Genomic DNA, 12080 nt, shown 5'->3' with positions numbered 1-12080 from the left:
GGAAGGAATTAGCTTATGGCGGCACCTGTCGTCACGATGACTCAGTTGATCGAAGCTGGCGCGCACTTTGGCCACCAGACCCATCGCTGGAACCCGCGGATGAAGCCGTATATTTTCGGCGCCCGCAACGGCATCCACATTCTCGATCTGTCGCAGACGGTTCCGCTGTTTGCCCGCTCGCTCGAATTCATCGCAGCGACCGTGCAGAACGGTGGCAAGGTCCTGTTCGTCGGCACCAAGCGCCAGGCGCAGGAACCGATTGCCCAGGCAGCCCGCGCGGCCGGCCAGCATTATGTCAACCATCGCTGGCTCGGCGGCATGCTGACCAACTGGAAGACCATCTCGGGCTCGATCAAGCGTTTCAAGACGCTGGAAGAGCAGCTGTCGGGTGACACCGCCGGCCTGACCAAGAAGGAAGTCCTGCAGCTGACGCGCGAGCGCGACAAGCTCGAGCTGTCGTTGGGCGGCATCCGCGACATGGGCGGCATCCCGGACGTGATGTTCGTGATCGACGCGAACAAGGAAGAACTGGCGATCAAGGAAGCCAACGTCCTGGGTATCCCGGTCGTGGCCATTCTCGATTCGAACGTTTCGCCCCACGGCATCGCATTTCCGATCCCGGCGAACGATGACGCCAGCCGCGCCATCCGCCTCTATTGCGAAGCCGTTGCCGCCGCTGCCACCCGTGGCGGCCGCGAGGCGCAGGCTGCGTCGGGCATGGACCTTGGCGCGATGGACGAGCCGATCGCCGAAGAGACGATGGAACAAGTCTGAAACGGACCGGGGTTGCGGTGACATGTCACCGTATTGTCCCGCTTCACGCATACGGGCCGCAGCACAATTTGCTGCGGCCCCACCTGTTTAAACGATAAAGGACAAACGCAATGGCCTATACCGCCGCTGACGTGAAAACCCTGCGCGAGCGCACTGGCGCCGGCATGATGGACTGCAAGAAGGCCATGGACGAAACCAATGGCGATCTTGAAGCCGCAGTCGATGTGCTGCGCGCCAAGGGCCTGGCCGCTGCCGTCAAGAAATCAAGCCGCACCGCGGCCGAAGGTCTGGTCGGCGTGGCGGTTTCGGGCCTCCATGGCGTCGCCGTCGAAGTCAATTCGGAAACCGACTTCGTTGCCAAGAACGACCAGTTCCAGGATTTCGTGCGCAGCGTGACGCAAGTCGCACTCGACACCAGCGCCGCCGATATCGAGACGCTGAAGGAAGCGGCCTATCCCGGCGGCGGCACCGTCACGGAAAAGCTGACCAACAATGTCGCCACCATCGGTGAAAACCAGCAGTTGCGCCGTCTGAAGCACGTGTCGGTCACATCGGGTATCGTCGTGCCCTATATGCACAACGCGGCAGCCGCGAACCTGGGCAAGATCGGCGTGCTGGTCGCGCTGGAATCGACCGCTGGCGCCGACGTGCTGGAACCGCTGGGCAAGCAGATCGCGATGCACATCGCAGCCGCGTTCCCGCTGGCACTGAACGCGGGCGACCTCGATGCCGACCTGATCACGCGCGAGCGCAAGATCGCCGCCGAAAAGGCCGCCGAATCGGGCAAGCCCGCCGAAGTGCAGGCCAAGATTGTCGATGGCGCCGTGGCGAAATACGCCAAGGAAAACGCGCTGCTGAGCCAGGTGTTCGTGATGGACAACAAGACCCCGGTTGCCCAGGTGATCGAGGCCGCGGGCAAGGCCGCCGGCGCGAAAATCACGCTGGTGGATTATGTTCGCTACCAGCTCGGCGAAGGCATCGAGAAAGAGACCACCGACTTTGCGGCAGAGGTCGCAGCGGCCGCAGGTATCTGACCTTCTTGCTCCCCTCCCCTTCAGGGGAGGGGCTGGGGGTGGGGCCTCTCGGCTACAACCGACGGTTGCATGGAATTAATGAGCATTGGCGAGTGGGGCGCGGCCCCACCCCAACCCCTCCCCTGAAGGGGAGGGGCTTTAAAAGAAGACAAATCTCCCCGCGCTCGTCGCAGCGCGGGGATTTTTGCATCCGGATTTGCGCCGCCGACCCTTGGCACGCCGGGCGCGGTGCGTATAAGGGCGCCGACGCGCGACATTGGAAACCAGATCCCCATGACCCATACCCCGACTTTGCCCGGCTTCAGGCGAATTCTCCTGAAACTGTCGGGCGAAGTGCTGATGGGCAACCAGGCATATGGCATCGATACCGATTTCGTTGCCAGCCTCGCCGCCGAAGTAAAGGCAGCCAGGGACACCGGGCTCGAGCTGTGTCTGGTCATCGGCGGCGGCAATATCTTTCGTGGCATTTCGGGCGCGGCCAAGGGCATGGACCGCGCGCAGGCCGATTACATGGGCATGCTCGCCACGATCATGAACGCGCTGGCGATGCAGTCCGCGCTGGAAAAGCTGGGCGTCGACACACGCGTGCAATCGGCGATCCAGATGGACGCGGTGTGCGAGCCGGTGATCCGCCGCCGTGCCGAGCGCCATCTGCAAAAGGGCCGCGTGGTGATCTTTGCCGCGGGCGTGGGCGCGCCCTATTTCACCACCGATTCCGGCGCGGCGCTGCGCGCGGCCGAAATGCAGTGCGATGCGCTGTTCAAGGGCACCAGCGTCGACGGCGTCTATAGCGCAGACCCCAAAAAAGACCCCAGTGCGCGCCGGTTCGACACGATCGACTACGACACCGTGCTTGCCGAAAACCTGCAAGTGATGGACGCCTCCGCCGTCGCCTTGTGCCGCGACAATTCGATCCCGATCGTGGTGTTCTCGATCCGCGAGCCAGGCAATCTTGCCAAAGTGCTGGCGGGCGACGGCATCCGGACAATCGTCAAAAAGGAACATTGAAATGGCCAAATACGACAAGGCCGATCTCGAACGCCGGATGAAGGGCGCTGTCGAAGCGCTGCGCCACGATCTGTCCGGCCTGCGCACGGGTCGCGCCAACACCGCGCTGCTCGATCCGGTAACGGTCGAGGTCTATGGCCAGCGCATGCCGCTGAACCAGTTGGCGACGGTGTCCGTGCCCGAACCGCGCATGCTGACGGTGCAGGTGTGGGACAAATCGTCGGTCGGCCCGGTTGAAAAGGCGATCCGTTCGGCGGGCCTGGGGCTCAATCCGATCAACGATGGCACGACGCTGCGCCTGCCCATCCCCGATCTGACTGAGGAACGGCGCAAGGAACTGGCCAAGCTCGCCAGCCAATATGCCGAAAAAGCACGCATTGCGATTCGCAACGTGCGCCGCGACGGCATGGAAAACCTGAAAGTCGATGAGACGAAAAAGGAAATTTCCGAAGACGATCGCAAGCGGGCAGAAACCGAAGTGCAGAAGCTGACCGACGAGATCATCAAGGCCGCCGATGAAGCCGCGGCGGAAAAGGAAAAGGAAATCCTCGGCAAGTGAGCGGTCTGCCGGCCACCACTGCCGACACTGCGTCGCAACCGGCGCCCGATGGCGTACGCCATCAACCGGCCACAAATGGCCCGCGCCACATTGCGATCATCATGGACGGCAATGGCCGTTGGGCAAAGCGGCGCCATCTGCCGCGCGTGATCGGGCACCAGCGCGGGGTGGAGGCGGTGCGCCGCACGGTGCGCGCCGCCGCAGAAATGGGCCTGGCCGTGCTGACGCTGTATGCGTTCTCGACCGAGAACTGGCGCCGGCCCGAGGACGAAGTCAGCGCGCTGATGGGCTTGCTCAAGCGCTTTATCCTGGCCGATCTCGATGAATTTGCGGAAAACAACATCCGGCTGAAAATCATCGGCGATATGGCCGGGTTTTCGCCCGAAATCGTGGCGATGCTAGGCAACGCGCTGGCCCGCACGGCGGCCAATACCGGCCTGACCGTGGTGGTCGCGCTGAATTACGGATCGCAGGACGAAATTGCCCGCGCGGCGCGCGCGGCCGCGGCCAAAGGCGCGATCACTCCCGAAACGATTTCGGCCGAACTCGATACCGCAGACCTGCCGCCGCTCGACCTGATGATCCGCACGTCGGGCGAAGTGCGGCTGTCGAACTTTCTGATGTGGCAGGCAGCGTACGCCGAAATGCTGTTCCTCGATGTGTTGTGGCCCGATTTCGGCCGCGACCAGCTCGAGGCTGCATTTGCCGAATTTGCACGCAGGGACCGGCGATATGGCGGGCGCTGACATTCCCGCCAAACGCTCGGACTTGCGCGTCCGCGTGATTTCAGCGGTGATGATGATTGTCGTTGCGGGGCTGGCGTTGCTGCTGGGCGGCTGGATCTGGGTCGGGTTCGTCGTGGCGGTCGTGCTCGGTATCCTGGCCGAATGGACGCAACTGGTGGCGCGGTTCGAACCACGCCTGCCGATGCGCGTGCTGTGGCTGCTGGCGGGCTTGTGTTATCTCGGGCTGGCGGGCTATTGCGCGCTGGTCTGGCTGACGCCGGTCGGGCGTTTCTGGCCGCTTCTGGTGGTCGTCCTGAGTGTGATCGGGGTCGATGTCGGCGCCTATTTCGCCGGGCGCACGTTCGGCGGGCCCAAGATTGCGCCGAAAATCAGCCCGTCGAAAACCTGGGCAGGCCTGGCCGGCGGGATCGTCGGCACGTGGATCGTGTTTGCGCTGACATGCCTGTATTATCGCGATTTCCTGACATCGCTGTTCGATCTGCAGGCGGCTAACATCGGCCGCCCGGCGGCGCTGCATCTGATGTACGGCAATATCGCGCGGCTTGCCGGGTATGGCGTGCTGACCGCGGTCGTGGCGCAGGCGGGTGATTTCCTGGAGAGTGCGATGAAGCGGCGTGCCGGCGTGAAAGATTCAGGTTCCATCATTCCGGGGCATGGCGGGCTGTTTGATCGTGCCGATGGCATGGTCGCGGTGCTGTTTGCGCTGGGCGTCGCGTCGCTTGTCTGGTCGATGGGGCAATGAGTTTGGATACCGTCAGTGGGCGCTCGCTTTCGATCCTGGGCGCAACCGGATCGATCGGCGCATCGACGCTCGATCTGGTGCGGCGCAATCGCGATGCGTTTCGCATCGTTGCGCTGACCGGGCACAGCAATGTGGCCGCACTGGCGGCACTGGCGCGTGAATTTGGCGCAGAATTCGCCGCGATCGGCGATGAAGCGCTGTTGCCCGATCTGCGCGCTGCGCTGTCGGGCAGCGGGATCGCTACCGGCGCCGGCGCAGGCGCGCTGATCGAGGCGGCGCAGCGTCCGGCGGATCTGGTCGTGGCGGCGATCGTCGGTTGCGCCGGGCTTGCCCCGACGATGGCGGCGATCGAGCAGGGGCGCACGGTCGCGCTGGCAAACAAGGAAGCGCTGGTATCTGCCGGCGCGGTCATGACCCGCGCGGTGACGCAACACGGCACCACGTTGTTGCCGATCGATTCGGAGCACAACGCGATCTTCCAGTGCCTGGCGGGCAACGATCCGGTACACGTCCGCTGGATCACGCTGACCGCGAGCGGCGGCCCGTTCCGCGACTGGAACGCCGCGCGCATGGGTGCGGCGACGCCGGCCGAAGCGGTGCGCCATCCCAACTGGTCGATGGGCGCAAAGATCAGCGTCGATTCGGCCACGATGATGAACAAGGGCCTGGAATTCATCGAGGCCTGGCACCTGTTTCCCGTGGGCGTGGAGCGGTTGCGCATCCTGGTCCACCCGCAATCGATCGTGCATTCGATGGTCGAATACCGCGATGGATCAACGCTGGCGCAACTCGGGCCATCGGACATGCGCGTGCCGATCGCCTCGGCGCTGGCGTGGCCCGCGCGCATGACCACGCCGTGTGAGCCGCTGGATCTGGCGGAAATCGGCACCTTGACCTTTCGTCACCCCGACGAGGTGCGCTTTCCCGCAACGCGGCTGGCGCGCGAGGCGGTTATCGCGGGCGGCGCGGCGGCGGCAGTGCTGAATGCGGCGAACGAGATTGCGGTGGCCGCGTTCCTTTCGGGACACCTGCCGTTCACCAGCATCGTGCAATGTTGCCAGGACGTGCTAGCCTGCGGCTTGCCCGGATCACCGCAATGCCTTGACGATGTCATTGCAGTCGACCGGGAGGCGCGTGTTCGCGCGCATGAAACCCTGATGCCCTCGCGCTGAATCAGCGCATTTGGGTTGGAGCAATTCGAGTGACAGCAATGCATTCTCCCGGTCTGTTGATTTCGCTGCTCGCTTTTGCGCTTGTGCTCGGGCCGCTCGTGTTCATTCACGAGCTCGGGCATTATCTTGCGGGCCGCGCGCTCGGCGTGAAGGCCGATGTGTTTTCGATCGGGTTCGGCAAGGAAGTGGTCGGCTGGACCGACAAGCGCGGCACGCGGTGGAAATTGTCTGCGCTTCCTTTGGGCGGCTATGTGCAATTTGCCGGCGACAGCAATCCCGCCGGGCAACCGGGCGCGGAATGGCTGTCGCTGTCGGCCGACGATCGCGCATCCACTTTGCAGGGGCGGCCGCTGTGGCAGCGCGCGATCATTGTTGCGGCCGGGCCGTTTACCAATCTTGCTCTTGCGGTGCTGATCCTGGCCGGCTTTGCGCTCGCCTATGGCACACTGGTCGCATCGCCGGTGATCGGTATGGTGCAACCGGGCTCGGTGGCGCAGGCCGCAGGCCTGAAAACCGGCGACCGCGTGGTCACGCTCAACGGCGCGACGGTCAGCAGCTTTATCGATATCCGGTTGGCGGTGCTGCTGCATCCCGGCGAACGGCTGAACATGGTGCTCGATCGCGGCGGGCAGCAGCTCACCATTCCCATCACGCCTGCGCGGCGGATCGATACCGACCAGTTCGGCAATACGCAGCCGGTCGGCTTTCTGGGCATCGGGCCGGCCACGGTCGAACACCGGCGGCTCGGCCCGGTCGGCGCGCTGGGCGAAGGCATCAATGAAACGCGCGAGATCATCGGCATGACCGTGACCGGGCTGCACCAGATCCTGACCGGCAGGCGCGATACCAAGGAATTGGGCGGGCCGATCAACATCGCCAAGAAATCGGGCGAGCAGCTGGTTTCGGGCTGGCAGAATTTCGTCCAGTTCATTGCGATGATCTCGATCAATCTCGGCTTTATCAATCTTTTGCCGATCCCCGTGCTCGATGGCGGCCATCTCGCGCTGTTCCTGGCCGAGGGTATCCGCCGCAAACCGGTCAGCCTGCGCGCGCAGGAACTGGCGTTCGGCACGGGCCTTGCGCTTGTCGTTGCGCTGATGCTGTTCGTCACCTTCAACGATGTCAGCGCGTTGAAATTGTTCGGAGGATAACGGACGCCCTGGCGTTGAGGGATTGGACGGATTGCGGGTGGGGCAGGGTGGGCGCAGAGCGCGCGGGCCAAGTCGCAATTTGTTCCAACCTGAACGCGCACGTTACACTTTTTTCGTCAAATTTGCGCCGCAATGTCGTTCACTTGCGCCAAGCTTGCTTGCGCGGACTGCGCGGTTCGGGCAGAGGGCTGCGGATCGGAATTATCGGTGTGCGGTTTCGGTCCTGGGCCGATACGGACGATTGCTTTGAATAGGACGGGATGCACTTGGTGATGATTGCAAGGAATGCATGCCGAAATGCGGCTGGCCAGTTTGGCAAGACCGCCATGATAGGCGTGCTGATGGCGACCAGTTGCCTGGCCGTTACACCCGAGATTGCGATCGCTGCCGCCGACCAGGCATCGCAAGCAACCGATGCGCCGACTGCCACGCCGACCGATGACGCAACGCCGGCGCCCAGGCATACCGGTGGAGCCTTGCTTGCCAAGCATCGCACGCCCAAGCCTAAAGTTGAAAAACCCGTCAAGGCGGCAAAGGTTCCGGCAGCGGCCGCCGCAGCGCAGGCACCGGCGCCTGTCGCCAGCGCGCCCGATGATACGCCAGCGCCGGTTGCGGCTGCGCCGGTGCGCACGGTTGGCCGCGCTGCGCCAACGCCTGTGCATGTTACGCCAAAGCCAGGCTCGCGCGCGGCGCGTATTGCCGGAACGTCCGGGCGGGTGCCTGCCTCCGGCCGTACCGGGCAGACTGTGCCGATCGCGCTCGATGGCCCGGCACCAGTCGCGCCCAGCGCGCCGCCGGCCGAAGGCGACCAGCCGGTCAAGTCGATCACGATCGACGGTGCGCAGCGGCTCGAAGCCGATACGATCCTGTCGTACATCCGCATGCATGTCGGTGATCGCTATACCCAGGCGTCTGCCGACCAGGTGCTGAAGGACCTGTTTGCGACCGAGCTGTTCTCCGACGTGCGGTTGCGCAACGACGGCGGCGCGGTGGTGATCGAGGTCAAGGAAAACCCGGTCGTCAACCGCATCATCCTGGAAGGCAACAAGCGGTTGAAGGACGACAAGATCCTTCCCGAAATCAAGCTGGCCGCGCGCCAGATCTTTACCCGGTCGAAAGTTCGCGCCGATGTTACCCGCATCATCGAGCTGTACAAGCGCGAGGGCCGGTTTGCCGCGTCGGTCGAACCGAAGATGGTGCTGCTCGACCAGAACCGCGTCGATATCGTGTTTGAAATCTCCGAAGGGCCCAAATCCAAGGTCCAGCAGATCAACATCATCGGGGCGCACCAGTTCTCGGTGACCCAGTTGCGCGCCGAAATGGTCACTAAGCAGGCCCGTTCGTTCCGCGTGTTCTCGTCGGGCACCAGCTATGATCCCGATCGCCTGGCATTCGACCAGCAGAAGCTGCGCCAGTTCTACCTGACGCAGGGCTACGCCGATTTCCGTGTGGTGTCGGCCGTGGCCGAACTGACGCCCGACAAGAAGGACTTCATCGTCACGTATGTGGTCGAGGAAGGCAAACGCTACCACTTCGGCGACGTAAAGGTCGAAAGCCAGCTGCGCGATTTCAACGGCGAAGCGCTGGCCAAGAAGCTGTCGATCAAGAAGGGCGAATGGTACAACGCCAAGGCGGTCGAAGACACCGTCGACCAGCTGACCGAAACTGTTGGCAGCTTCGGCTATGCCTTTGCCGATGTGCGCCCCGATTTTCAGCGCAGCAAGGACAAGCTGACGATGTCGGTGACATTCCGCATCGCCGAGGCGCCGCGCGTCTATGTCGAGCGGATCGATGTCAACGGCAACACGCTGACCGAAGACAAGGTGGTGCGCCGCGAATTCCGCCTGAGCGAAGGCGATGCGTTCAACTCGTACCAGATCAAGCGTTCGTCGAACCGCATCAAGTCGCTGGGCTATTTCCAGGAAAAGTTCGCGATCGAGCAGAAGCCGGGCACGACCCCGGACCGGGTCGCTCTGGAAGCGAACCTCGAGGAAAAGCCCACCGGCCAGCTGCAGCTTTCGGCAGGCTATTCCAGCCTTGAAAGCTTTATCTTCCAGGCGTCGATCCAGCAGAACAACTTTCGCGGTCGCGGCGAGACGATCGGCACGACGTTGAACTATTCCGCCTATTCGAAAGCGGTGCAGCTCAACTTTACCGAACCGTATGTGTCGGACAAGAACGTGTCGCTGGGCGTCGATGTCTATCGCCGTGATACGTCGAGCTTCAACTTCTACGATTCGAACCGCAACACCACGTACCGGCAGAACACGACCGGTTTCCAGGTGCGCGCCGGTGTGCCGCTGACTGAATTCAGCTCGCTGATCGGTCGCTACACACTCAATTACGACCAGGTCACACTGGATCAGGCGACGTATTACATCAACGGTCAGTGCTCGGTGTACCTCGCCGGGCAATACCTGTGCGATGCGATCGGCAATCGGACCAGCTCGATCCTTGGCGCATCGTATGTCTATGATACGCTCGACAACCGGCTGCATCCGACCAAGGGTACGACGTTCATCCTGGGCGGTGATATTGCCGGGCTGGGTGGTTCGGTCAAATACGCGCGCGCCACGATCAACGCCGCGCATTATGTCAATGTCGGGCATGGTTTCATCTTCTCGCTGCGCGGCGAAGCCGGCGCGATCCATGCGCTGGAAAACAATGCGACCAACGCCTTTGAAGATCCGGTGCGCCTGACCGACCGCTTCTTCCTGGGTGAGCCGCAGATTCGCGGGTTCGACATTCGCGGCGTCGGCCCGCGCGTGTTGCGCAAGTTCTATACCAATTACAATCCGACGAACGGCAACGGCGGTACGCTCGGCACCGACCAGAATACGTTCGTCAATGATGCGCTCGGCGGCAAGTATTACTATCTTGGCCATGCCGAACTGGAAATCCCGCTCGGCTCGGGCGCGCGCGAACTGGGTCTGCGGCCATCGATATTCATGGACGCGGGCGCGGTCTGGGGTGTAACCGCCCCGGCAACGGTTGGTACGACAATCCTCTACACCGACGCGGTGACGGGCAAGTCGACGACCAATCCCAGCGCATCGAACGGCACACCAAATGCCATTGCTCAAAAATTCGAGGAAGATTTCGTGGGTGACAGCCCGCGGCCTCGTATCTCGATCGGCGTCGGGGTCAATTGGAACTCGCCGTTCGGTCCTTTCCGCATCGATATCGCCAAAGCCCTCACTTTCGTAAACGGCGATACTCGCAAAACCTTCAGCTTCAACGTAGGAACCCAGTTCTGATGCAACTTCGTCTCGTTTCTGCCGCGCTGGTCGCGGGTCTTTCGCTCGGTGCCGTCCCGGCTGCCATCGCCCAGACTGCCGGCGGCATTGTCGTCCCCGGCCTCGGGGTCGCCAATCAACCCGCAGTTGTCGGATCGTCGAATGCCTACAAGGCGGCGATCGCGCAGTTGCCGACCGTCTACAAGGCACAGATCGACGCGGCCAACACGCGCAAGGCTCAGCTTCAGGCGCAACTGCAGCCGATGTATGCCAAGCTCGACGCCGACGCCAAGGGCGGCAAGGTCGATCGCACTGCACTCCAGGCCCAGTACGCCCAGATCCAGCAGATCCAGCAGGCCGGCGAACAGGAACTGCAGCAGCTTGTGGAACCGGCAAATCTGGCGCGCCAGTATGTGCTCGAACAGATCGGCGACAAGCTTGAGGTCGCAACGCAGGCCGCAATGGTCAAGCGCCACATCACGCTCGTGCTCGATGCGCAATCGGTGCTGAAAGCGGACCAGGCGTACAACCTGAACCAGGACATCCTCGACCAGGTCAACGCGACCGTGCCTTCGGTCAGCGTCACGCCGCCGGCCGGCTGGTTGCCGCGTCAGCAGCGCGAACAGCAGGCGCAGCAGCAGGCTGCTGCCGCGGCTTCAGCGTCGCAGGCGGGTGCAGTCGCGCCGCCAAAGAAAGCGCCGCAGGGCCGCTGATCGCTCGATGACGTCTGAAAACCAAGCCAGTGAAACGCCAGCGGCTGCACAGCCGCTGGCGTTCGACATCACGCGGATCATGGCGGCGCTGCCGCATCGCTACCCGCTGCTGCTGGTCGATCGCGTCGCCGAACTGGTTATCAACGAGCGGATTCATGCGATCAAGGCGGTCAGCATGAACGAGCAGTTTTTCCAGGGGCATTTTCCCGGCCGCCCGATCATGCCCGGCGTGTTGCAGATCGAGGCGCTGGCCCAGGCGGCCGGCGTGCTTGCGGTCGAATCGCTGGGACTGGCCGGCACCGGCAAGCTGGTCTATTTCATGGCGATCGAAGAGGCGAAGTTCCGCACCCCGGTGCTGCCCGGATGCCTGCTCGACCTGCATGTCGAATTCACGCAGAAACGCTCGCGCGTGTGCAAATTTGCCGGCCGCGCCATGCTGGGTGACAAGATCGCGACAGAGTGCAGCTTTACCGCGATGATCGCCGACGCTTGATCCCCCGAGCGCTCCTGCCCCAAAATGGGCAGAGCCAGAACATCCTCGACAACTCTTGCGCTTTCCGTTAGGGGCGCCAATCGCATTTCCTGCGGCCGGTCGGAACCGGGCGCCACCAGGAGCAGTTTCATGAAGGCCGATATTCACCCCGATTACCACTTCATCAATGTCCAGATGACCGATGGCACCGTGTTCCAGACCCGTTCGACCTGGGGCAAGGAAGGCGACACGCTGGCGCTCGATATCGATCCGACGTCGCACCCGGCCTGGACCGGCGCACAGCGCATGCTCGATCAGGGTGGCCGCGTGGCACAGTTCAACAAGCGCTTCGGCGGGCTTTCGCTCAAGAAGAGCTGATCGCGCAGCATCCGCGCATAATCATGGAAAAGGCGGCCACTGGCCGCCTTTTTTGTTGCGCGATCAACGCGTTGCGGCGGTCTGCCGACAATTTG

The 12080-nt window shown here is 63.0% G+C and carries 12 protein-coding genes; all 12 read left to right on the top strand.

Annotated features, from left to right (window positions below):
• The first annotated feature begins 15 nt into the window (after positions 1–15).
• The 12 genes from rpsB (at position 16) to rpmE (ending at position 11985) form a co-directional block, all read left to right on the top strand.
• On the top strand, positions 16–774 hold the full coding sequence (rpsB, locus tag ACOOE2_RS14010) for a 30S ribosomal protein S2 (protein ID WP_420383604.1): 759 nt from the start codon (positions 16–18) through the stop codon (positions 772–774).
• 110 nt (positions 775–884) lie between these two features.
• Complete coding sequence (tsf, locus tag ACOOE2_RS14005) at positions 885–1808, top strand: translation elongation factor Ts (RefSeq protein ID WP_420383603.1); 924 nt, start codon at positions 885–887, stop codon at positions 1806–1808.
• Between the two features lie 273 nt (positions 1809–2081).
• Entirely contained in the window at positions 2082–2816 is a 735-nt protein-coding gene (gene pyrH, locus ACOOE2_RS14000) for a UMP kinase (protein ID WP_420383602.1), read from the top strand.
• Between the two features lies 1 nt (position 2817).
• Positions 2818–3375, top strand: coding sequence for a ribosome recycling factor (gene frr / locus ACOOE2_RS13995; protein WP_420383601.1), 558 nt, complete (start codon positions 2818–2820; stop codon positions 3373–3375).
• Positions 3376–3380: 5 nt separating this feature from the next.
• Positions 3381–4121, top strand: a complete 741-nt coding sequence (locus tag ACOOE2_RS13990) for an isoprenyl transferase (protein ID WP_420384619.1) — start codon at positions 3381–3383, stop codon at positions 4119–4121.
• A complete protein-coding gene (locus tag ACOOE2_RS13985) occupies positions 4108–4863 on the top strand; it encodes a phosphatidate cytidylyltransferase (protein WP_420383600.1) in 756 nt (251 codons plus the stop codon). The genes ACOOE2_RS13990 and ACOOE2_RS13985 overlap by 14 nt, the downstream gene beginning before the upstream one ends.
• Positions 4860–6035: a 1-deoxy-D-xylulose-5-phosphate reductoisomerase gene (locus tag ACOOE2_RS13980; protein ID WP_420383599.1), complete on the top strand. Its 1176-nt coding sequence runs from the start codon at positions 4860–4862 to the stop codon at positions 6033–6035. Before ACOOE2_RS13985 ends, ACOOE2_RS13980 begins: the two co-directional genes overlap by 4 nt.
• A 38-nt stretch (positions 6036–6073) precedes the next feature.
• Positions 6074–7186, top strand: a complete 1113-nt coding sequence (gene rseP, locus ACOOE2_RS13975; RefSeq protein ID WP_420383598.1) for an RIP metalloprotease RseP — start codon at positions 6074–6076, stop codon at positions 7184–7186.
• A 341-nt stretch (positions 7187–7527) separates the two neighbouring features.
• Entirely contained in the window at positions 7528–10443 is a 2916-nt protein-coding gene (gene bamA, locus ACOOE2_RS13970) for an outer membrane protein assembly factor BamA (protein WP_420383597.1), read from the top strand.
• Positions 10443–11135 carry an OmpH family outer membrane protein gene (locus tag ACOOE2_RS13965; RefSeq protein WP_420383596.1) on the top strand — a complete coding sequence of 231 codons (693 nt, stop codon included), beginning with the start codon at positions 10443–10445 and terminating at the stop codon, positions 11133–11135. The genes bamA and ACOOE2_RS13965 overlap by 1 nt, the downstream gene beginning before the upstream one ends.
• Before the next feature lie 7 nt (positions 11136–11142).
• The gene (gene fabZ / locus ACOOE2_RS13960; RefSeq protein WP_420383595.1) at positions 11143–11628 is read left to right on the top strand and encodes a 3-hydroxyacyl-ACP dehydratase FabZ; all 486 of its coding nucleotides are present in this window, start codon (positions 11143–11145) and stop codon (positions 11626–11628) included.
• A 129-nt stretch (positions 11629–11757) separates the two neighbouring features.
• Complete coding sequence (gene rpmE, locus ACOOE2_RS13955; RefSeq protein ID WP_420383594.1) at positions 11758–11985, top strand: 50S ribosomal protein L31; 228 nt, start codon at positions 11758–11760, stop codon at positions 11983–11985.
• Positions 11986–12080 lie beyond the last annotated feature (95 nt).

Source organism: Novosphingobium sp., assembly GCF_965214355.1.
Lineage (GTDB): Bacteria > Pseudomonadota > Alphaproteobacteria > Sphingomonadales > Sphingomonadaceae > Novosphingobium.
This window is presented reverse-complemented; position numbering and strand designations above follow the sequence as displayed.